This is a genomic window from Microbacterium sp. LWO13-1.2 (genome assembly GCF_038397725.1).
In the GTDB taxonomy this organism is placed as follows: Bacteria; Actinomycetota; Actinomycetes; order Actinomycetales; family Microbacteriaceae; genus Microbacterium.
The window spans coordinates 2,831,697-2,852,598 of sequence record NZ_CP151634.1; the positions used below are offsets into that span (position 1 = coordinate 2,831,697).

General features: G+C 67.1%; 23 protein-coding genes and 1 tRNA gene. 15 read left to right on the plus strand and 9 right to left on the minus strand.

Annotated features, from left to right (window positions below):
* The first annotated feature begins 21 nt into the window (after positions 1 to 21).
* The 4 genes from MRBLWO13_RS13440 to MRBLWO13_RS13455 are packed head-to-tail and all read left to right on the plus strand — an operon-like array spanning position 22 to position 2,939.
* Positions 22 to 543 (plus strand): sigma-70 family RNA polymerase sigma factor, encoded by a 522-nt coding sequence (locus tag MRBLWO13_RS13440; protein ID WP_341974497.1) that lies wholly within the window; start codon positions 22 to 24, stop codon positions 541 to 543.
* Positions 536 to 1,519 (plus strand): hypothetical protein, encoded by a 984-nt coding sequence (locus MRBLWO13_RS13445; protein ID WP_341974498.1) that lies wholly within the window; start codon positions 536 to 538, stop codon positions 1,517 to 1,519. Before MRBLWO13_RS13440 ends, MRBLWO13_RS13445 begins: the two co-directional genes overlap by 8 nt.
* Positions 1,516 to 1,998 (plus strand): hypothetical protein, encoded by a 483-nt coding sequence (locus MRBLWO13_RS13450; RefSeq protein WP_341974499.1) that lies wholly within the window; start codon positions 1,516 to 1,518, stop codon positions 1,996 to 1,998. The genes MRBLWO13_RS13445 and MRBLWO13_RS13450 overlap by 4 nt, the downstream gene beginning before the upstream one ends.
* Positions 1,998 to 2,939, plus strand: a complete 942-nt coding sequence (locus MRBLWO13_RS13455) for an NADP-dependent oxidoreductase (RefSeq protein ID WP_341974500.1) — start codon at positions 1,998 to 2,000, stop codon at positions 2,937 to 2,939. Before MRBLWO13_RS13450 ends, MRBLWO13_RS13455 begins: the two co-directional genes overlap by 1 nt.
* Here MRBLWO13_RS13455 and MRBLWO13_RS13460 read toward each other — a convergent pair.
* Positions 2,936 to 3,589, minus strand: a complete 654-nt coding sequence (locus tag MRBLWO13_RS13460; RefSeq protein ID WP_341974501.1) for a hypothetical protein — start codon at positions 3,587 to 3,589, stop codon at positions 2,936 to 2,938. The two genes, MRBLWO13_RS13455 and MRBLWO13_RS13460, sit on opposite strands and share 4 nt — an antisense overlap.
* Before the next feature lie 195 nt (positions 3,590 to 3,784).
* On the opposite strand from MRBLWO13_RS13460, the gene leuA reads away from it, so the two are divergent.
* Positions 3,785 to 5,539 (plus strand): 2-isopropylmalate synthase, encoded by a 1,755-nt coding sequence (gene leuA / locus MRBLWO13_RS13465; RefSeq protein WP_341974502.1) that lies wholly within the window; start codon positions 3,785 to 3,787, stop codon positions 5,537 to 5,539.
* A 3-nt stretch (positions 5,540 to 5,542) separates the two neighbouring features.
* Here leuA and MRBLWO13_RS13470 read toward each other — a convergent pair whose 3' ends face one another.
* The gene (locus MRBLWO13_RS13470) at positions 5,543 to 6,229 is read right to left on the minus strand and encodes a TRIC cation channel family protein (protein WP_341974504.1); all 687 of its coding nucleotides are present in this window, start codon (positions 6,227 to 6,229) and stop codon (positions 5,543 to 5,545) included.
* A 34-nt stretch (positions 6,230 to 6,263) separates the two neighbouring features.
* Between MRBLWO13_RS13470 and recO the strand changes: the two genes are divergently transcribed.
* Positions 6,264 to 7,007, plus strand: coding sequence for a DNA repair protein RecO (recO, locus tag MRBLWO13_RS13475; protein WP_341978401.1), 744 nt, complete (start codon positions 6,264 to 6,266; stop codon positions 7,005 to 7,007).
* A complete protein-coding gene (locus MRBLWO13_RS13480) occupies positions 7,004 to 7,804 on the plus strand; it encodes an isoprenyl transferase (RefSeq protein ID WP_341974505.1) in 801 nt (266 codons plus the stop codon). Before recO ends, MRBLWO13_RS13480 begins: the two co-directional genes overlap by 4 nt.
* Here the strand turns inward: MRBLWO13_RS13480 and MRBLWO13_RS13485 are convergent.
* Both MRBLWO13_RS13485 and MRBLWO13_RS13490 read right to left on the minus strand, forming a co-directional pair.
* Positions 7,747 to 8,370 (minus strand): AAA family ATPase, encoded by a 624-nt coding sequence (locus tag MRBLWO13_RS13485; RefSeq protein WP_341974506.1) that lies wholly within the window; start codon positions 8,368 to 8,370, stop codon positions 7,747 to 7,749. The genes MRBLWO13_RS13480 and MRBLWO13_RS13485 overlap by 58 nt on opposite strands.
* A complete protein-coding gene (locus MRBLWO13_RS13490) occupies positions 8,367 to 8,930 on the minus strand; it encodes an AAA family ATPase (protein ID WP_341974507.1) in 564 nt (187 codons plus the stop codon). The genes MRBLWO13_RS13485 and MRBLWO13_RS13490 overlap by 4 nt, the downstream gene beginning before the upstream one ends.
* A gap of 53 nt (positions 8,931 to 8,983) precedes the next feature.
* Between MRBLWO13_RS13490 and MRBLWO13_RS13495 the strand changes: the two genes are divergently transcribed.
* The gene (locus tag MRBLWO13_RS13495; protein WP_341974508.1) at positions 8,984 to 9,658 is read left to right on the plus strand and encodes a DsbA family oxidoreductase; all 675 of its coding nucleotides are present in this window, start codon (positions 8,984 to 8,986) and stop codon (positions 9,656 to 9,658) included.
* Positions 9,659 to 9,729: 71 nt separating this feature from the next.
* On the opposite strand, the gene MRBLWO13_RS13500 is transcribed toward MRBLWO13_RS13495, so the two are convergent.
* On the minus strand, positions 9,730 to 10,953 hold the full coding sequence (locus tag MRBLWO13_RS13500) for a metallophosphoesterase family protein (protein WP_341974509.1): 1,224 nt from the start codon (positions 10,951 to 10,953) through the stop codon (positions 9,730 to 9,732).
* Positions 10,954 to 11,129: 176 nt separating this feature from the next.
* On the minus strand, positions 11,130 to 11,633 hold the full coding sequence (locus MRBLWO13_RS13505) for a glutathione peroxidase (RefSeq protein WP_341974510.1): 504 nt from the start codon (positions 11,631 to 11,633) through the stop codon (positions 11,130 to 11,132).
* A 60-nt stretch (positions 11,634 to 11,693) separates the two neighbouring features.
* Here MRBLWO13_RS13505 and dusB point away from each other — a divergent pair, with 60 nt between their 5' ends.
* The 6 genes from dusB to MRBLWO13_RS13535 all read left to right on the plus strand — a co-directional run bounded on the left by dusB (position 11,694) and on the right by MRBLWO13_RS13535 (position 17,751).
* Positions 11,694 to 12,848, plus strand: a complete 1,155-nt coding sequence (gene dusB, locus MRBLWO13_RS13510; protein WP_341974511.1) for a tRNA dihydrouridine synthase DusB — start codon at positions 11,694 to 11,696, stop codon at positions 12,846 to 12,848.
* Positions 12,838 to 14,211, plus strand: a complete 1,374-nt coding sequence (locus MRBLWO13_RS13515; protein ID WP_341974512.1) for a deoxyguanosinetriphosphate triphosphohydrolase — start codon at positions 12,838 to 12,840, stop codon at positions 14,209 to 14,211. Before dusB ends, MRBLWO13_RS13515 begins: the two co-directional genes overlap by 11 nt.
* On the plus strand, positions 14,211 to 16,064 hold the full coding sequence (dnaG, locus tag MRBLWO13_RS13520) for a DNA primase (protein WP_341974513.1): 1,854 nt from the start codon (positions 14,211 to 14,213) through the stop codon (positions 16,062 to 16,064). The genes MRBLWO13_RS13515 and dnaG overlap by 1 nt, the downstream gene beginning before the upstream one ends.
* Positions 16,065 to 16,100: 36 nt before the next feature.
* Positions 16,101 to 16,874, plus strand: a complete 774-nt coding sequence (locus MRBLWO13_RS13525) for an ATP-binding cassette domain-containing protein (protein WP_341974514.1) — start codon at positions 16,101 to 16,103, stop codon at positions 16,872 to 16,874.
* 97 nt (positions 16,875 to 16,971) lie between these two features.
* Positions 16,972 to 17,047 (plus strand) — tRNA-Asn (locus MRBLWO13_RS13530).
* 143 nt (positions 17,048 to 17,190) lie between these two features.
* The gene (locus tag MRBLWO13_RS13535) at positions 17,191 to 17,751 is read left to right on the plus strand and encodes a CDP-alcohol phosphatidyltransferase family protein (protein ID WP_341974515.1); all 561 of its coding nucleotides are present in this window, start codon (positions 17,191 to 17,193) and stop codon (positions 17,749 to 17,751) included.
* A gap of 87 nt (positions 17,752 to 17,838) precedes the next feature.
* Here MRBLWO13_RS13535 and MRBLWO13_RS13540 read toward each other — a convergent pair whose 3' ends face one another.
* Together MRBLWO13_RS13540 and def are read right to left on the minus strand one after the other, a co-directional pair.
* Positions 17,839 to 18,354: a hypothetical protein gene (locus MRBLWO13_RS13540; RefSeq protein ID WP_341974516.1), complete on the minus strand. Its 516-nt coding sequence runs from the start codon at positions 18,352 to 18,354 to the stop codon at positions 17,839 to 17,841.
* Positions 18,355 to 18,470: 116 nt separating this feature from the next.
* Positions 18,471 to 19,037, minus strand: a complete 567-nt coding sequence (def, locus tag MRBLWO13_RS13545) for a peptide deformylase (RefSeq protein ID WP_341974517.1) — start codon at positions 19,035 to 19,037, stop codon at positions 18,471 to 18,473.
* A gap of 43 nt (positions 19,038 to 19,080) precedes the next feature.
* On the opposite strand from def, the gene MRBLWO13_RS13550 reads away from it, so the two are divergent.
* A complete protein-coding gene (locus MRBLWO13_RS13550) occupies positions 19,081 to 20,127 on the plus strand; it encodes a DMT family transporter (RefSeq protein WP_341974518.1) in 1,047 nt (348 codons plus the stop codon).
* On the opposite strand, the gene pgl is transcribed toward MRBLWO13_RS13550, so the two are convergent.
* Complete coding sequence (pgl, locus tag MRBLWO13_RS13555; protein WP_341974519.1) at positions 20,121 to 20,900, minus strand: 6-phosphogluconolactonase; 780 nt, start codon at positions 20,898 to 20,900, stop codon at positions 20,121 to 20,123. The two genes, MRBLWO13_RS13550 and pgl, sit on opposite strands and share 7 nt — an antisense overlap.
* Between the last annotated feature and the right edge of the window lie 2 nt (positions 20,901 to 20,902).

The window sequence follows — 20,902 nt, forward strand, 5'->3', positions numbered from 1 at the left end:
ACTCTCCTCGGCTCCCCGGGAATGAGCGGCGGAAGCCACGACCGGGAAACGCGCCGCAATGAGATCTTCAACCGGATCTTCGACGAGCACTGGGCACCGGTCCGCCACCATATCGAGTGGATCGTCGACGACGATGCCGAGGTGTCCGAGGTGCTCTCGGAGGTGTTCCTGCTGGCGTGGTCGCGACTTGATCCCGACCGCCCCATGGGACGGATCTGGCTGCTTCGTGCTGCGGACCGCAGGTTGCGGGGACGTGCGCGGCGCCCGCGCCCGCGGACGAAGATGCTCGAGGTCGTGCACGAGGAGCTCGGCGGGGAACCGCACAGAATCGGGCCGGTGGGCCGAGCGGCCGTACTCGACGCATTCACAGCCCTCAGCGCCCGCGAGCGGCGTATCATCATGCTCACATACTGGGATGGGTTGTCCGTGGGGGACATCGCCGAGATGCTGCGCACCCCGCACGCGGGAGTGAGCAGAACCTTGCGTCGGGCGCAGGAGAGGCTGCGCATCCGTCTGAACGCGGAGGGGGGACCGGATGAGTGAGAGCACTCTGCTCGATCGGATTCTGACTGACGCCGACCCCGCAGGAACGCCGCGGGATGCGAAACCGGATGCTGCCGCGCTCATGATGCGAGACCGGATCATGAGCGGCAAAGTCAGACAGAAGCACGCTCGGGCTGTCGGGCTGCGCTGGGCGACCGCCGTGGCCGGCGTCGCTGTCGCCGGCGTCGTCGCCTTCGCACTGTTCAGCCCGCAGGGCCAGGCGATGGCGGGCACCCCGCAACCGCTGACGTTCGCGGATTCCGGTTCGGTGGAGCAGATCATGGATGACGCGCACGTGGCACTCACCGAAACCGAGGGCCCCGAAGCACCGGAGCGATTCGTCCGAGCGGCCTCGTGGGGATACGCGATCGACATGACGGCACAGGAGTCTGAGGTCGTTCCGCAACTCTCGATTCTGCGCTGGGAGGCGGACCTCTCCGGCCGGATGACGATCTTCGCAGGCCAGCCCTACGACCCCGACGACGCGGTGGCCAACACGCAGGCCGAGGTCTCGAGCAGCGGTGAGATCGTGAGCGACCTCATCATGGAACCGGGTCAATTCGGAACCCCGGTCGTCGATCCTCCCGGTTCTTCGGCCGAAGATATGGTCGCGATGCTCACCGCATTCGGCATGCCGAACGACCCCACAGCCGGTGAGGTCTCCCGATACCTCAGTGATGCCGTCGAGCAGTGGACCCTCACGAACGAGCAGCAGGGTCATCTCCTGGACGTGCTCGCCGCCGCCGAGGGAACGACCGCGCTCGGCGCGACGACGGACCGGCTCGGCCGACCTGTCGCCGGGATCAGCATGCCGTCGGCGAATGGGGCGGCGACCGAGGTCATCCTGATCTCCTTGGAGACAGGTCGGATCGTCGGCATGGAGACGACGAGCCTGGGGGGCGAGGACGACATGCTGCCCGCGGGGGCGATCATCGCCTACCGCCTGTGGGACGTGACAGAGGAGATGGTGCGATGACGCGCTGGAGAACCGTTGTGGGCGTGGCACTGGGCATGCTGATCGGTGCGATGGCGATGACGCCCGCTGTCGCAGATGCCTCCCCGGACGGTATCGATGCCGATCCGCAGATCGTCGAGATGATGGAAGCGGTTCCCGGCGGCGTCCTCGTCGATGCGTATCACGCGGTCTGGCCGGCGCTGGATATGGAGATGACGGTTCCGAGCGGGAGCGCCAGAACGGCGCGCGCAGCGGTGGGACCTTGCGCAGACGGACGTGTCTGCGTGTTCAATGGTTACTCCCTGAACGGCTCCTCGCTCAGTTGGGGCGTGTGCGGCGGCCAGACGATCCCGTCGAATTTCGTCGCGAAGTCGCTCGCGCACGCGCGAACGTCAGGATCGACGCAGGCGCGGAACGGAACGACTCCGGTCGCGACCGCATACGCCGGAGGGTCGACGAACATCTACGGCCCCGTCACGAACATCCGCTGCTCCCTCTGATGGCCCGGCGCTGGGTTGCCGCGAGCTGGGGTCCGCCCGAGCGGTGGGAGTTCGTCGAGTTCGACGTGCCGGCCCCGCGACAGGGAGAAGTGACGATCCGCGTGCACGCGGCCGGCGTCAATCCCGCCGACGCGAAGCACGTCGCCGTGCCGCGCCCCGGTGCGGAGCTGCCGGTTCCCATCGGCTACGAGGTGTCCGGCGTGATCGCCGCCGTCGGTCCGGAGACGGTGATCGGCTCGGGGCCTGTGCAGGTGGGCGATGAGGTCATCGCTTTCCGGGTTCGCGGGGGCTACGCCACCGCACTCACGGTGCCGGCCGAGAAGGTGTTTGCCAAGCCGACGACGATGACCCATCCGGAAGCGGCGAATCTCCTGCTGGCGGGCACCACCGCAGCGGAGATGCTCGCCGTCGCACGTGTCGTCGAGGGGGAGACGATCCTGCTGCACGGCGCCTCAGGGGCGGTCGGCGTCAGCGTGCTCCAGCAGGCGGCACTGCGCGGGATCCGCGTCATCGGCACGGCGAGCGAGGCTCGCGCGGACGAAGTGCGCCGTTTCGGCGGCGTTCCGACGCGGTACGGACGCGGGCTCGCGGAACGCGTGCGTGAGATAGCCACGGCGCCGATCTCGGCCGCGCTGGATGCCGTGGGCACCGATGAAGCCGTGGACGTCTCCCTCGAACTCGTCACCGATCGCTCGCGGATCGTGACGGTCGCGGCACCCGGCCGCGCCGCATCCGACGGCTTCCTTGCGATCGCCGGGTCGATGCCCGAGAGCGCGCGCTTCCGCGACCGCGCTCGATCCGAGCTGATCGTCCTCGCAGAGAAGGGCGATCTGGTGGTGCCGATGGCGCGCACCTTCCCGCTGGATCAGGCGCCGCTCGCTCTGCAGGTGCTCGCCGACGGGCATCCCGGGGGCAAGATCGCGCTGGTTCCCGCGCTCTAGTCGACCTCGCGCAGAGCGGATGCGACGATCACGACGCCATCGCCGAACTCTTCGTCGGCCGCCTGCTGCCAGCTCCCGTCGTCCCAGGCGACATCGACCCAGACGTAGCCCTCACGAACCGAGATGCCGAGTGCGTCGCTGCCGAGCCGGGCGGCAAGATCATCCTGGATGCGGGTGAGGTCGGCCTCCGAGGTCTTGCCCTCGACGCCTCCGGTGGGGTCTACGGGGGCGATCGGGTCGAAGAGCGCCAGCATGATCGGCTCATCGGTGCGAGCGATGCGCTCTCCGTCATAACTGCCGTAGACCGCGTAGGAACCCCAACGCGTGTCCCCGCTCGTCTCGTTGCCGTCGAGTCCGTCCCATGTCCAATCGTCGAGGGGGATCCCGTGGCATTGCGGCGGATACGACTCCATGATCGGGCCGAGGCACAGTTGCACGTCACCGGCGACATCCAGCACCGTCCCGACGCCGAGCATACGGCCGGCCGGCGGATCTGCTGGGGCGATGGCACCGAGACGCTCGGCTCCGGGGTCAGTCGCCGAACTCGTGGGGGCCGGCGAACCTCCGGGGGCGGAGGTGCACCCGGCGGCCAGCAGCAATCCGAGGAGGGCGGAGGACGTGAGAAGCAGGCGACGGCGCAAAGTGCTCATACCTCACAGTGTCACGTCGGCGTGGTTCGTCTCAGGCCGATGCGCGAACCATCCGGCGAGGACTGCTACCATGGCCGCATGCCTTTCGGCGGTCTGCTTCTTCTTAGCTGCCGCGACGAGTCCTCCAGCTAGGGCCTTCCTCGTCGCGGCGCTTGTGTTGGCCCGATCACTTTGACGAAGAGAAGAAGCCCCATCATGCAGAACACTCAGCGCCCGTCCACGATGCCGATCCACAAGTACCGGCCGTTCCACGAGCAGATCACCGTCCACCTGCCTGACCGCACCTGGCCGGATGCCCGCATCACGCAGGCTCCTCGCTGGTGCGCCGTAGACCTCCGCGACGGCAACCAGGCCCTCATCGACCCGATGTCGCCCGAGCGCAAGCGCGTCATGTTCGAGCTGCTCGTCAGCATGGGCTACAAGGAGATCGAAGTCGGGTTCCCCTCCGCCAGCCAGACCGACTTCGACTTCGTCCGGCAGCTCATCGAAGAGAACCTGATTCCCGACGATGTCACGATCCAGGTGCTGACGCAGGCGCGCGAGCACCTCATCGAGCGCACCTACGAGTCGATCGCCGGGGCGAAGCAGGCGATCGTGCACCTGTACAACTCCACGAGCGTGCTGCAGCGCGAGGTCGTGTTCCGGACCGACAAGCAGGGCATCATCGACATCGCCCTGGAAGGCGCGCGGCTGTGCCGGAAGTTCGAGAAGACGATTCCTGACACGCAGGTGTACTACGAGTACTCGCCCGAGAGCTACACCGGAACCGAGCTCGAATTCGCCGTCGACGTCTGCAACCAGGTGATCGAGGTCTTCGAACCGACTCCGGACCGCAAGGTCATCATCAACCTGCCGGCCACGGTCGAGATGGCCACGCCGAACGTCTACGCCGACTCGATCGAGTGGATGAGCCGTCACCTGGCGCACCGTGAGAACGTGATCCTCTCCCTGCATCCGCACAACGATCGCGGCACCGCGATCGCCGCGGCCGAGCTCGGCTACATGGCCGGTGCCGACCGCATCGAGGGGTGCCTGTTCGGCAACGGCGAGCGCACCGGCAACGTCGACATCGTGGCTCTGGGCATCAACCTGTTCACGCAGGGGATCGACCCGCAGATCGACTTCAGCGACATCGACCAGGTCAAGCGCACGGTGGAGTACTGCAACCAGCTGCCCGTGCCCGAGCGCAGCCCGTGGGCGGGCGACCTGGTCTTCACCGCGTTCAGCGGATCGCATCAGGATGCCATCAAGAAGGGTTTCGAGGCGATGGCGGCCCGTGCCGCTGCCGAAGGCGTCACGGTCGACGAGATCGAGTGGGCAGTTCCGTACCTGCCGATCGACCCGAAGGACCTCGGTCGCTCCTACGAGGCCGTGATCCGCGTCAACTCGCAGTCCGGCAAGGGCGGCGTCGCCTACCTGCTGAAGGCGGATCACGCGATCGATCTGCCGCGCAAGCTCCAGATCGAGTTCTCCGGCGTCGTGCAGGCCAAGACCGATTCCGAGGGCGGCGAAGTCACCAGCGATGCGATCTGGTCGATCTTCAACGACGAGTACCTGCCCGCAGCGGATGCTGCCGCGAAGTGGGGCCGGTTCGAACTGCTCGCCACGCAGACGCGCAGCGACATGTCGGGCGAGGTCGTGCTCGACGTCGTTCTCCGCGACGACGAGCAGCAGCTCGCGGTCGCCGGCTCCGGCAACGGCCCGGTCGCGGCGTTCGTCGAGGTGCTGCGGGCGCAGGGCTTCGACATCACCGTCTACGACTACGTCGAGCACGCTCTCAGCGCCGGCGGCGACGCGCAGGCGGCCGCCTACGTCGAACTGCAGGTCGGCGACCAGCGGCTCTGGGGCGTCGGCATCGACGGCGACATCTCGACGGCATCCCTCAAGGCGATCGTCTCGGGCGTGAACCGCTCGATCCGCACCCGCCAGCAGGAACTCGCCGCCGTCTGACGCCTACGGCTTGACGATCGGAATGGTGCCCGTCTCTGCCGCCACCTTGCGGCGGTAGAGACGGCGCTGTTCCGGGAGTGAGAGATCGAAGGCGACTGCCAGCACGCGGATGATCGCGGTCACCACGATCCCGATCACCCCGGCCACGGCGAGGTTCACGCCGACCGCGTTCGCGATCACGATCACGGTGCATCCGGCGGCCGCGGCCACCGCATACAGCGATCCGACATGCATGATCGCGACCGGCAGCCCCATGATGACGTCGCGCAGGACGCTGCCGCCGACGGCGGCGCACACGCCGATGAAGACCGCAGGCACCGGGGGAACCCCCAGTCCCAGTGCCTTGCTGGTGCCAAAAGCACCGAACATTCCGATGACGACGGCATCGAGACCCACGATGATCGCGTTGGCCCGGTTCAGAAGACCGGCCAGAAGCATGCCGATGATGGCGGCGCCGCCGGCGGTGACCAGATACCAGTTGTTCTGGAGCGTCGCCGGCGGCTGCCCCAGCAGCAGGTCGCGGATGAGACCGCCGCCCATACCGATGAGGATGCCGATGATCGACACGCCGAGCAGATCCAGGCGTCGCTGACCCTGGAAGCCGGAGGCGAACATCGCGCCCTGGATGCCGCCAAGGCCGACGCCGAGGAGATCCGCCCAGAGGGGAATGAAGAACTGCGGTTCGGTCACCCGTCTATTCTCCCGCACGGAGGATAATCGAATGGTGCCCACCTATCGAGACGAAGCGGTGATTCTGCGCACTCACAAGCTGGGTGAGGCCGATCGCATCGTCACCATGCTCTCGCGACGGCACGGCAAGGTCCGTGCGGTCGCCAAGGGCGTCCGGCGCACGTCGTCGAAGTTCGGCTCGCGCCTGGAGCCGTTCATGGTGGCCGATGTGCAGCTGTATCAGGGCCGTTCTCTCGACATCGTGCAGCAGGCGGAATCACTGGGGTCGTACGGCACCGAGATCGCCGCCCACTACGAGCGCTTCACGTCAGCCAGTGCGATGGTGGAGACCGCCGACCGTCTCAGCGACTCCGAGGCGACGCCGGATCAGTATCTGCTGCTCGTCGGCGGGCTGCGCGCATTGTCGCGTGGCGAGCATGCGCCCCGCAGCATCCTGGATTCCTACCTGCTGCGGGTGATGGCACTCTCCGGCTGGGCGCCTTCGCTCGAAGATTGCGCTCGATGCGCGGCGCGCGGTCCGCACACGACCTTCGTCGGCCAGCTCGGCGGGCTCGTCTGCGTGGACTGCGCCCCGGCGGGCAGCCCACGCATCGCCGAGGCGACTCTTTCGCTTCTGCGCTCGCTGATGGCGGGGGAGTGGGATGCGGTCGACGCGGCGTCGCCTGTCGCCACCGCCTCCGCATCCGGCCTGATCGCGGCCTACGCGCAGTGGCATCTCGAGCGCGGTATCCGCTCGCTCGCCCACATCTCCGTTCCGCCACGGGAAGGACCCCGGTGACCCCGAAGCCGTACACCCACAAGGACGCCGTGGCGTATCGCCCGCTGGACTGGACCGGCATCCAGCCCCCGGTCTTCCCGGCCGTTCCGGAACATGTCGCCATCGTCATGGATGGCAACGGCCGCTGGGCGAATCGGCGGGGCCTCAGCCGTGTCGAAGGTCACAAGGCCGGCGAGGAGGTGCTGCTCGACGTCGTCGCGGGCGCGATCCAGGCGGGCGTCAAGCATCTGTCGGTGTACGCCTTCTCGACCGAGAACTGGGCGCGCTCCCCTGAGGAGGTGCGCTTCCTGATGGGGTACAACCGCGACGTGCTGCACCGCCGCCGCGATCAGCTCAACGAGTGGGGGGTGCGCGTGCGCTGGGCCGGGCGCAAGCCTCGGCTCTGGGGCAGCGTCATCAAGGAACTGCAGTACGCAGAGCAGCTCACCCGTGGCAATGACGTCCTCACTCTGACCATGTGTGTGAATTACGGCGGCCGGGTCGAGCTCGTCGACGCGATGCGTGCGCTGGCATCCGAGGTCGCGGCGGGGCGGCTGAAGCCGAACGCGATCACCGAGAAGATGATCCGCCGGAACCTGTACGTGCCGGACATGCCGGACGTCGACCTGTTCCTGCGCAGCTCGGGGGAGCAGCGCACCTCGAACTTCCTGCTGTGGGAATCGGCATACGCCGAGATGGTGTTCCTCGACACCCTCTGGCCGGACTTCTCCCGCGAAGAGCTGTGGCGCGCGATCGGGATCTATCTCTCGCGCGACCGCCGCTTCGGGGGCGCGGTGGATGCTCCCGGCTCCGCCTGAACCCTCAACCACTTCTCGGTCTCGCGAGGGTGCGCCAGCCGCACGATCGTGAGGTGCGGGAACGTGTCGGCGATCGTCGGCATGCGCTCGGTCCAATGCCGGAGGGTCTTCGTCTGCCAGGCGAGGATGTTGTGATCAGGGTCTCTGGTCATGAGCAGCTTCCAGATCGGCTTCTCCACGTTGCCGTTGTACATCCGGGTGCGCAGGATGCTGCGACCGAGCGTGCGGCGTATCAGCCGAGAGCGCACGACCGGATACGGGTAGTCGAGCCAGATCACGAGTTGCGCGCGCGGGGTCATGATCTCGTCCGTGCCCTTGCTCGTGTACTGCCACTCGGTGATCCAGCGCTCGGTCGCCGCGAACGCACCGACGTCATCGAGGAAATCCGGTCGAGGTGTCCAATGCGGGCCGTGGAACAGCGCATCGATCTCGACGTGGCGGAGGCCCCAGGCCTTGCCTATCCGGGCAGCGAGAGTCGTCTTCCCTGAGCCGGTGACGCCGGCGATGAGCACGCGCTGCGGCCGAAACGGCAGAGGATCAGCGGCGAAGAGCATCCGGGAACTCATGATCGCGGAAGTCTCAGCCAGGCCTCGGTCTCGCGCGGGTGACGGAGGCGCACGATCGTGAGGTGCGGGAAGTCGGCCTGGATCGCAGGCATTCGCTGGGCCCACTTGTCGCGGGTGTTCCTCTGCCAGTCGAGGATGTTCTCTTCCCCGCGGACGGTCAGCGCCTGGAGGAGATTCGGTTCCCTGTTGCCGTTCCAGAGTCTCGTCCGGAACACCCGGCGCTTCAACGTCCTGCCGACGAGCCGCCGACGCACCAACGGGTACGGGTAGTCGAGCCACAGCACCAGCTGAGCGCGTGGCGCGAGGATCGCGTCCGTGCCCTTACTCGTGTACTGCCATTCGGTGACCCACCGTTCCTCAGCGGCGAAGGCGCGGACGTCATCGAGGAACTCCGGTCGGGGTGTCCAGTTCCGACCGTGGAAGAGGGCGTCGATCTCGACGTGTCGGAGCCCCCACGCCTCGTCGATGCGCGACGCAAGCGTCGTCTTCCCCGAGCCCGTGATGCCGGCGATCAGTACCCGCTCCGGCCGGAACGGCAGGGGATCATCGGCGGAGAGCATCCGAAAATCCTATCGGCGGAATAGCCCAAAGGTGCATGCGGTTGGATGAAGACGTGACTGAACCCATCTCCATCGACATCTGGTCCGACATCGCCTGCCCGTGGTGCTACATCGGCAAGCGCAACCTCGAGACCGGTCTCGCCGCGGTCGCCGCCGACGAGGATGCCCCTGAGGTGAAGGTGACCTTCCACTCCTTCGAACTTTCCCCGGACACTCCGGTCGACTTCGACGGCGACGAGGTCGACTTCCTTGCCGGCCACAAGGGCATGCCCAGGGACCAGGTCGAGCAGATGCTCGCCCATGTCACGGGTGTCGCCGAGGCTGCAGGTCTGGGGTACCGCTTCGATCTCCTCCAGCACACGAACACCGTGAAAGCGCACGAGCTGCTCCACTTCGCGAAGGCGCAGGGGCTCCAGCACGAGATGGAGGAGCGGCTCATGTCCGCCTACTTCACCGAGGGCAAGCACGTCGGGCGCATCGATGATCTCGTGGAACTCGCCGCTGAGGTCGGCCTCGATGCCGACGACGCGCGTGAAGCGCTCCAGACCGCCCGGTACCTGCCGGCCGTGCGTCAGGACCAGGAGCAGGCCCGTGCCTACGGCATCCAGGGCGTGCCGTTCTTCGTGATCGACGGTCAGTACGGCATCAGCGGGGCACAGCCCCCTGCTGCGTTCGAGAATGTGCTGCGCGACCTCTGGGCGAAGCGGGGAGCGCCCGTCGAGGCCTGAGTCGTCGCTACGACGAGACACGGCGGGGCCCCGATGCCGGGACCCCGCCGTTCCGTTTCGACCGGTGCCGGTCAGATCTGCTCCTGTCTGGGGGCGAGCGGCAGCGGCTCCATCGGCTGGTCGTTCGCGGTCAGATCGATGCCGAGATCGCGCGCGTAGACGACGCGGGTTGCGATCGATACCTCGTCGCCCACCTCGGTGAGCTCGAAGACGCGGCCCCCACGCATGCGGTTGCGCTCGTCTCCGGACAGGCCGTACGCGCCGAAGCCGGTTCCGGGCGCATAGCCGAGCTTGATGCCGTAATAGTCGCCCACGTAGTCGTTGACGTGATCATGGCCCACGAACACGCCCTTCACATCGCCACGCTCGAGGATCGCGTTGAAGAGCCCCGAGTTGAACGGACCGGGGCACTCGTCCTCGTTCCGCTCACCGACGATGCCGTGACGGTCCCTGCCGCGCGCGGCGTCGGCTTCCGTCCGGGTGTCGACGCCGCCCCACCACATGAAGCGGTGCTCCCACAGCGCGATGTGGATGAACATGAGGCCGGGCACCTTCTGGCCGCGGCGCTGCTCGAGCCGCTGCGACTGCTCGCGATACCAGGCGACCTGATCCATGCGCAGCCAGTCCCAGGTGGGATAACCGGTGAAGTCCTGTCCGTTGATCGCATCCGGCGCATAGCGACCCGAGTCCAGCAACCACAGCGAGAACGCCTCGCGATTCTTCTTCCGCGACGACGAGATCGGCACGATCGTGTTACTGGTGCCCGTCAGCCCTCGGGCATTGTCGGCGTTCATGTTGAACTCGTACGAGCGGTAGATCTGGAGCATCCCCGCCTCGTCGACGCCCGACTCCGGCAGCGAGTCCTCGTCGTGGTTGCCGTACGTGACCGCCCACGGGATCCGCCGGGACTCCATCGGCCACACGACGTTGTTGATCGCCTGCTTGACAGCGAGTCGTGTCTCGCAGCCGCTCGAGATCACATCTCCGTTGATGACCACGAAGTCCGGCTTCTCCTGGTCGAGCACCTTCTCGATGAGTTCGACCGTACGGCGGTCGGTCTGCTCGTCGTCCTGCGTGTCGTTGAACTGCACCACCTTGAATGTTCCACCGGCGCGGAAGCGCAGCCGCGGGCCGTTCGCACGTGGACTTCCCGAGGCGGAACTCGTGGCGGTCGCGGGATCGGACGGCGGCGCGGACTCCGCGTGCGCAGCGCCGATCGGCAGCGCGGCGCCCAGAGCGCCGAGCGCTCCCGCGGTGATCACTGTGCGTCGGCTCATCGGCATTCGGTCGGGCATTGCTGGGCTCCTTCGTCTACGGCGGGTTTCGCCGCGGTGAGACTAAGGAGGGCAGATGGCGTGAGGCTGACGCGCAGATGAACGGGGCAGCGGAATCACCTGTGGATGAGCGGGGTGCGCAAATGACGCGCAGGTGAACGAAGTACCTGCACGATGCCGCGACCCCGCAGCGAACGTCAGCGGCGAGCGGTGACCAGGGCGCTCTCGATCGCGGAGACGATCTCGGGTGCGTCCGGCTTCTGCTTCGGCCGGAAACGCTGCACCTCGCCGTCAGGCAGCACGAGGAACTTCTCGAAGTTCCACTCCACGCGGCCGGCCTTGCCGCCGGCATCCGGTGTCTGCTTCAGCGCCTTGTAGAGCTCGGTGGCGTTCTTTCCGTTGACCTTGACCTTGTCTGCCAGCGGGAAAGTGACGCCATAGGTCGTCGAGCAGAACTCGAGGATCTCCTCGACCGATCCTGGTTCCTGGCCGAAGAACTGGTTGCTGGGGAAGCCGAGCACCGTGAAGCCGCGGTCGCCGTAGAGGCGCTGCAGTTCCTCGAGCTGCTCGTACTGCGGGGTGAGGCCGCACTTCGAGGCGACATTCACGACCAGCACCACGTCTGCACCCAGATCATCGAGCGTTTTCTCGGCTCCCTGGGCGTCGGTGAACGGGATGGAACGGAGGGCGGAATCGGTCATATCCCCAGCCTAAACGCGACTGCCCGCCGGGGGCTCCGGGTCTGGGAGAATGGAGAGGTCATGACTCTTGCTCCAGCTACCGTGCGCCCGCTCCGAATCGGGCCGATCGCCCTCGACGTGCCCGTCGTCCTCGCACCCATGGCGGGGATCACCAACACCGCCTTCCGGCGTCTCTGCCGTGAGTACGGCGCCGGCCTCTACGTCAGCGAGATGATCACCTCCCGCGCGCTCGTGGAGCGCAACGAGACGACGATGCGCCTCATCCGGCACCACGAGTCCGAGACGCCCCGCTCGATCCAGCTGTACGGCGTCGACCCGAAGACGATCGCCGAGGCGGTCCGCATCATCGTCGCCGAAGACCACGCCGACCACATCGATCTGAATTTCGGATGCCCGGTGCCCAAGGTCACCCGCAAGGGCGGCGGAGCGGCGCTCCCGTGGAAGAGCCGGTTGTTCGCAGACATCGTCGACCAGGCGGTCAAGGCGGCCGGGCCGGTGCCGTTGACGGTCAAGATGCGCAAGGGCATCGACAAGGATCACCTCACCTTCCTCGAAGCAGGACGAGCTGCGGAGGATGCCGGCGCGGCCGCGGTCGCGCTGCACGCGCGGACCGCGGGGGAGTATTACTCCGGGCACGCGGATTGGAACGCGATCGGCGAGCTGAAACAGGCCGTCACCAGCATCCCGGTCCTCGGCAACGGCGACATCTGGTCGGCGGACGACGCGGTGCGGATGATGGCCGAAACCGATTGCGACGGCGTCGTGGTCGGTCGCGGATGCCTCGGCCGACCCTGGCTGTTCGGTGAGCTCGCCGCCGCCTTCGGAGCGCCGTCGCGTCCGGTCGATGCCACGTTGGGCTTCGTCGCGAACGCATTCCGCCGTCATGCCGAACTGATCGTCGAGTTCTATGAGGACGAGAGCCACGGATGCCGTGACATCCGCAAGCACGTCTCCTGGTACTTCAAGGGCTATCCGGTCGGCGGCGACATCCGCACCGGACTCGCGACCGCGTCGAGCCTCGCCGAGATCGATGACCTGCTCGGCCAGCTCGACCACACGGCGCCGTATCCGGGTGCGGATGCGGAGGGCCAGCGTGGACGCGCAGGTCACGCCAAGCGCACGGCGCTGCCGGATAAATGGTTGGAGTCGCGAGAGATCGAGGCTTCGGCGTCGGAGATGATGCGAGGAGCGGAGATCGAGAACAGTGGTGGCTGATCTGCGTACGGACGGCTACGACCCGCGCGATGCCGAGCGCTTCTTTGCCGAGACCCACCGTTCCGAGCGCAACGACTTCGCCAGAGATCGGGCGCGCGTGGTGCACTCGGCGGCACTGCGTCGTCTGGCGGCGAAGACGCAGGTGCTGAGCCCCGCGAGCACCGCCGACTTCGCACGCAACAGACTGACGCACTCGCTCGAGGTGGCGCAGGTCGGCCGCGAACTCGCGACCGCGCTCGGCGTCTCCGAAGACGTCGTCGACACGGCGTGCCTGAGCCACGACCTCGGGCATCCGCCATTCGGTCATAACGGCGAGCGTGCACTGAACGAATGGGCAGAGCACATCGGCGGCTTCGAGGGCAATGCGCAGTCGCTGCGCATCCTGACCCGGCTCGAGGCCAAGGTCCTCGATGACGATGATCACTCGGTCGGGCTCAACCTCACCAGAGCGACGCTCGATGCCACGTGCAAGTATCCGTGGACGGTCGACAGCCCGGTGCCGGATCCCGGTGGTCGGCTGAAGTTCGGGGTGTACCCCGAAGACGAGGCCGTGTTCCGCTGGATGCGTGAAGGGGCCCCGCGGCGGCTGCGCTGCATCGAGGCGGAGATCATGGATCTCTCCGACGACATCGCCTATTCCGTGCACGACTTCGAGGACGCCATCGTGAACGGCTACCTCGACGTCGCGCAGCTGGCGGACCCGCTGGAGCATGACGCCCTGGTCGGACGGATCCAGCAGTGGGTGGGGTATGACTTCACACGGGATGAGCTGGCCGACGCGCTGTACCGGCTGGCCACCCAGTCGATGTGGCTGTCGTCGTTCGACCGCTCCCGTCGCGACCTCGCTCGTCTGAAGAACCTGACCAGCGACCTCATCGGGCGCTTCGCCCGTGCCGCCGTCTCGGCGACGCGCGAAGCGTACCCGGGGACCGCACTGGTCCGGTACAACGCGCATGTCGTCGTGCCCAGGGTCGTCGAAGCCGAGATCGCAGTCCTCAAGGGCATCATGGGGCAGGCGATCGTGACGATCGAGGCGCGCAAGGGCGTCTACAAGGAGCAGCGGCGCGTGCTGCGGCGTCTCGCCGACTCGCTCTGGTCGACGGACGCGCTGTGGTCGGCGGGAGCCGACGTGCTCGAACCCGCCTTCACGGCGGACTTCGTCGCCGCGACCACCGACGCCGAGCGTGCCAGGGTCGTCGTCGACCAGGTCGCGAGTCTCACCGACCAGAGCGCCATCGACTGGCACAACCGCCTGGTCGGAGAGATCGATCCTGCCGAGGTGGGGATCTGGACTCCGCGCCATGCGCGTCCGGGTTCGCGCGCGCATGTCGGCAGGCAGACGGTCGCCGAAGGAGCGGTCTGATGCCGCGGATCCGGCAGGCGGACGTCGATGAGGTCAAAGCGCGGACGAACATCGCGGACATCGTGGGGGAGCGCGTCGCGCTGAAATCGGCGGGCGTCGGGTCCCTCAAGGGACTGTGCCCTTTTCACGACGAGAAGAGCCCCAGCTTCCACGTACGGCCGCAGGTCGGCTATTACCACTGCTTCGGCTGCGGTGAGTCGGGCGACGTGTACTCGTTCCTGCGCGAGATGGATCACGTCAGCTTCACCGAGGCGGTGGAGCGGCTCGCCGGTCGCATCGGCTACGCGCTGCACTACGAAGACGGCGGTTCGGCACCGGAGACGAGCGGTCGCAGCAGGCTCTATGCCGCGAACACCGCGGCCGCGGAGTTCTTCCGCGCTCAGCTGCTCTCACCCGAGGCGGAGATCGGCCGACGGTTCCTCGGCGAGCGGGGCTTCGACGCGGGGGCGGCAGCCCACTTCGGGGTCGGCTTCGCGCCGAAGGGCTGGGACGCGATGCTCAAGGCGCTCACCGCGCAGGGCTTCACGCGAGACGAGCTGAGCGCCGCGGGTCTCGTCTCCACGGGCCAGCGGGGCGTATACGACCGTTTCCGTGGGCGCCTGGTCTGGCCGATCCGCGACGTCTCCGGTCAGACGATCGGCTTCGGCGCGAGGAAGCTCTTCGACGACGACCAGGGACCCAAGTACCTGAACACCCCCGAGACACCCATCTACAAGAAGGCCCAGGTGCTCTACGGGCTGGACCTCGCCAAGCGGGACATCGCTCGCGGCGACCCGCGGCGCGTTGTGGTCGTCGAGGGCTACACCGATGTGATGGCCTGCCATCTGGCCGGGCTCACGACGGCGATCGCCACCTGCGGCACGGCGTTCGGCACCGACCACATCAAGGTGCTGCGACGCGTGATGGGCGATGACAACGCATCCGGTGAGGTGGTGTTCACCTTCGATGGCGACGAGGCTGGTCAGAAGGCGGCGCTGCGCGCGTTCACCGAGGACGACCGTTTCAACGCGCAGACCTTCGTCGCGGTGGCACCGGATGGCTTGGATCCGTGTGATCTGCGCCTGCAGCGCGGCGATGCCGCCGTGCGGGGACTGATGGATGCCAAGGTGCCGATGTTCGAGTTCGCGATCGACCGCAAGCTCGGCGGCTTCGATCTGGCCACTGTGGAGGGCCGCGTGGGGGCATTGCGAGCCGCGTCTCCGATCGTCGCCGAGATCCGGGACCGGCTCCTGCGCCCCGGGTACGAGCGTGTGCTGGCGCGTCGCCTCGGCATGGATCCCACCGAGGTGCATTCCGAGGTGGAGCGGGCCGCACGCGGAGGCGCGCAGACGAACCGACGGGAATCGGCTCCGGCCGAGTCCTCCGCGGGTCTCACCGGCATCGCACCGGTGACGCTCGGCAGCCTGCCGCGGACGGCGGACGTCGCCTTGGAGCGCGATGCGCTCATGGGGGCGCTCCAGTACGGCCATCAGGTCGATCACGAGCTGCTGACCCGTGCGCTGGCCGACGATTTCCGGACGCCGGGTCTGGACGCGGTGCGCGAGGCCGTGGCATCCGCCGCGAACCGCGCCAGGGCTGGGTGGGCGACCGACGCGGTGAACGCGGTGCGCGAGCCGTACCGATCGCTTGCCGGTGAGCTGCTGATGACGCCGTTCCCGGCGCGGAACGAGGAAAGCGCGGTCGCGTCGACCACCGATCTCGCCCGACGCCTGATCCTGCGGCGCCTCCAGCAGGACAAGTTCGAGCTGAATTCCGCCCTGCAGCGGGTGCCGGCGGACTCCGATGGCGGTCGTGCCCTGCGGATGCGCCTGCGGGATCTCGATGCGGAGCGTCAGCGCTTCACCGAGTCGTAACGACCGCGCCCGATCAATACAGGGCAGGATGGAGACATGTCGCGTCGGCCCGAATCCTCGAATGTGATCGACTGCGCCGACCTGGTGATCGATCGCATCGGGCACGGAGCACCGACTCGTGCGGTCGACGGCGTGACCTTCAGCCTGGCGCCCGGTGAACTGATCTGCGTGGCTGGTCCCACCGGATCCGGGAAGTCGACTCTGGTGGCAGCTCTCGCCGGTTCCACTGATCCCTCCGTGCGTATCGTCGGCGGAACCGCCCAGGTGTGCGGTGTCGACGTGCGCAGACCAGGGCGCCGCCATCGACTGCTCACGTACCACACCGGCTTCGTGCCCCAGGGCGCCGGCGCGAATCTGCCGCCGCGTCTGACCGTGCACGAGGTGATCGCCGAGCCGATCCTCCTCCGGGAGAAGCGGGTGAACACGAAAGCGCTCTCGATCCGGGTCGCCACGCTCCTCGACGAGCTTCACCTCCCGCTCGGCACCGCAGACAAGTTCCCGTACGAGCTGAGCGCCGGCATGCGCCAGCGCGTCGCCGTCGCCCGCTCCTTCGTCCTGGAACCCAAGGTGCTCATCGCCGATGAGCCGCTCGCCAACCTCGACCTCGAAGTGCGTCCTGTCGTGTTCGGTGCGATCACGCGGCGCCGTAAGGAGCAGGGGATGGGCGCGCTGCTCGTCACGAACGATGCGGCCTTCATTCGCGAGTTGAACGCCGAGACTCTGATGCTTCGAGGCGGGCACGTCGTCGCGAGAGGCGTCGGCAAGGACCTGCTCTGGGTGCCGAACGCCGAGGCGGATTCCCGACACTGATCCTCTCGCGACACGCCTCCCGAAAAGCCCGCCGTGTGTCACGAGCATGGTTCGGAGTTTGCTAAGCTTGTCGAGTTGCCCGCGCAGCGGAGCACATTCCTCGGTAGCTCAATTGGCAGAGCAGCCGGCTGTTAACCGGCAGGTTCTTGGTTCGAGTCCAAGCCGGGGAGCCAATAGAAGGCGCCCCTCCCGCGAGTTCGGGAGGGGCGCCTTCTCCCATGTGAGGGATAGACGGCCACGTCGGCCGCGGCCGCGGCATCGCGGCGATAGCCTGGGCCATCATGCGGTGCGTGATGTGGAGAGCGAGGATCGCCTTATGAACGCCGTCCCGGCTGAGCCGGAGCGCGCCCGCGACTGGGCGACGCTCCCGAACGCGATCACCGTTCTGCGTCTGCTTCTCGTCGTTCCCATCACTGTGCTGCTGGTGCAGGATGCTGCTCCCGTGCTGACCCTCGTCCTGCTGGTGCTGTTCGGCGTGAGCGATTGGGTGGACGGCTATCTGGCGCGGCGCCTCGGGCAGACGAGTCGGACGGGAGCGCTCCTGGACCCCTTCGCCGACCGCGTGGGCGTTGCCATCATCGCGTGCGGTTTCGTGGTCGCCGGCCACCTGCCGCTGTGGATCGCAGTCGTCGTCGTCGGCGTCGATCTCACACTCGGCGTGATCTGGGCGATCACCCGGCCGGAGCAGATGCCCCCGGCCACTCGACTGGGGAAGGCGCGCACGGCGATCTTCATGACGGGACTCGCCCTGATCGGATTGGGAATCCTGCCCGACCTCGGCATCATCGGTGTGATCGGCCAGGTCATCTGCGCCGTCGGCGCCGTGCTTCATCTGGTCGTCGGATTCGGATACCTTCGGACACTGCTTCGGCGTTGAAGGTCTTGGTGAGGTTGCCTTGACCACGTGGACGCAGAAGAGGCCCCGCCATCCGGCGGAGCCTCTTCAGGTGAGATACGAAACGCGTCAGCGTGCTGCGCCGGCGAGCGTTCCGGTCGTCTGGACGCCCTCTTCGAGGACGACGCACTGGATGATGCGGTCGTTCATCTGCTCCCAGGTCTCCTTCGTCGGAGTGATCGGGTAGACCGTGAGCACCGAAGCGTCGTACGCGACGCCGACGAACGTGGTGAACGGTTCGCCGATGCACTCCTGCGACGCGGCGTCGACATCGGCATCCGAGAACTCGCCGTCCGGCATCGGGAACTCCCAGAAGACTTCCTCGTCGTGCGGCTGGTCGCACGGGGTGACGTCAGCGCTCTCGATGAGGCCGGTTGCGCTGGACATCTTGCAGTCGCCGACCTTCAACGCGAAGATGTCGATGTTCGCGTCTTCCTTGACCTCGCCGGTCTCCTCGTCACGGTCTGCATCCTGAGGAGCACCCCCGAGGATGTTGTTGATCGCGCTACAGCCGCTGAGGGCGATCGTGAGCGCCACGGCTGTTCCAGCCAGTGCCAGGGCGCGTCGCGTGCGCAGTTTCATCATGGTCTGATTCCCCTCGAATGTCTTGGTGAGGGGGCGCGAAAACACCCCCTTGGGCACGTTATCCGTCTGGGAGTCTGTGACGCAACTCCAAGGATGCTGTGAGCTGACTGAGCGCGTCAACCTTCGAGGTCGTCGATCCCCGGAGTCCAACTCGAACCGGCACGGCCCCAGCCGCGTTTGCGGGCGATCTTCTGCACCGTCTTCCAGTCGCCGTCGGAGAGACGGTCGACGTACAGGATGCCGTCGAGGTGGTCGAACTCGTGCTGCATGATGCGGGCACGCCACCCATCGACTTCGATGCGAACGTCTGCGCCATCCAGGTCCGTGCCGGTGACGAGTACCCGATCGGAACGCCGCAGCGGGAATCGCTCTCCAGGGAACGAGAGGCACCCCTCGGATTCCAGGTCAGGGTCGGGATCGCCGGGTTCGAGCGGTGCCATCCACAGGACCGGGTTGATCAGAACGCCGCGCCAGGGCTCGTCGTCGTCGTCGACGTAGGAGTAGGTGTAGAGCCGCAGTGGCACGCCGACCTGGGGAGCGGCGAGACCCACACCCGGTGCCGTATCCATGGTTTCGTACATGTCGGCGACGAGTGCGCGGATGTCGTCTGTGATCTCTTCGACGACGGATGCGGGGGAGTGCAGAACGGGGTCGCCCATGATGCGAATCGGAAGTACAGCCACGCCATAACCCTACTGGGCGGGAACTGCCAGGTAGGGTCGTATTGTGAGCGCAGGCGTATGGACAAATGGGGCGGATGTCGTCGGTGACCACCTTGTCGGCGCATTCCAGAACCCGGGGCTGCTGCTGGGAATCCCGCTCGCTCTCGCCGGGGCCGTCTTCATGTCGCTCGGTGCGCAGTACCAGCACCGCGGGGTCGAGAAGGTAGAACTTCTCAGCGGCGCGGACGGCGCCAGCGGCCTCAACATGAACCAGATCAAGCGGTTGATGACCCGGCCCTCCTGGCTTCTGGGCACGTTGATGCTCGCCCTCGCCGTGATCTGCCAGCTGGCCGCGCTCGTGCAGGCGCCGCTGATCGTCGTTCAGCCGCTCGGCGCGATCGCATTGGTGATGACGACGCTGCTCAACGCGCGGATCTCGGGGCACTCGCCGACCAAGCAATCGATCACCGCGATCACCTGCTGCGTCGGTGGCATCTTCCTGTTCGTGTTCTTCGCGGCGATCTTCGCCACGGAGCAGGAGATCGACGAACGTCAACTGTTCGTGATCCTGGCCGTGCTGCTCGTCGTGATCATCATCCTGGGCGCCTTCTGGCTCATCCTCAGGCACCGTATGCGTGCCCTCTTCTACGTGATCGGCGCCGGCATCCTCTACGGCTTCGTCGCGACCCTCGCGAAGGTCGTCATCAAGCGCGTCCAGGCCGGGGACTTCGAGTGGGTCACGGTCGTGTGCGTGATCGCGCTCCTTGCTGCTGCCGCCGTCGGTGCCTACTTCGTGCAGACCGCGTACAGCTCGGGCCCGCCCGACCTGGTGATCGCCGGGCTCACTGTCGTCGATCCGCTCATCGCCGTGCTCATCGGCATGGTCGTGCTCGGCGAAGCGGCAGCCGCGCCGTGGTGGGTCCTCATCATCTTCGCGGTCGCCGGAGCGATCGCGGTGTGGGGTGTCGTGGGGCTCGCCCGATTCCATCCCCAGGTGCTCAGCGAGAGCCAGGAGCTGGGCATCCCGCGCGGCAGTGACGATTCAGCGGCCGGCGCGCCTTCGACGAGTGCGGATCCGCGCCGTTCGACGGGGCCGGAGAGCCCTCAGTAGGATCGATCGATCAGGTCGGGGGAGACCTCGGACGCGGCCGCCTCATCCACGAAGAAGATCGTCCGCTTGCGCCCCTTCGCGCCAGCAGCCGGCACGCTGGAGTAACTGGCGCCGGCCAGAGCAAGCCCGAGCGCCGACGCCTTGTCCGCGCCCGTGAGAACCAGCCATACGCGCTTGGACGAGTTCAGTACGGGCCGGGTGAGTGTGACCCGCTCCGGCGGCGGCTTGGGGGAGTCGCGCACGGGAAGAACAGCGGCATCCGTCACGCCCACCTCCGGGCGGTCGGGGAAGAGCGAGGCGATGTGGCCATCAGGACCGACACCGAGGAAACACACCGCGAACGAGGGCCAGGGCTGCTCATCGGTTCCGAAACGTGCGAGCTCCGCAGCATACGCCGCCGCCGCTTCGTCGAGGGTGACGCCGGAGTCGGACCCAGCCACCTCGTGCACGTTCTCGGCAGGGACCGGGATGTGATCGAGAAGAGCCTGCCGGGACTGAACGGAGTTGCGGTCGGCGTGGTCCCGGGCGACGAAACGCTCGTCGCCCCACCAGAAGTGCACGAGCGACCAGTCGATCTGAGCCGAGCGAGGGTCTTCTGCGGCCGCACGGAGCACGGCACCGCCCATCGACCCGCCGGTCAGCGCGATATGCGCGATCCGTCCGTTCCGCGTCCGCGCACCGAGGCGCGTCAGGAAACGGTCGGCAACGCGTGCGGCCAGGGCCGCAGGGGTTGATTCGACAACGACCCGCTTCTCTGCGGATGCTGCTTCCATCG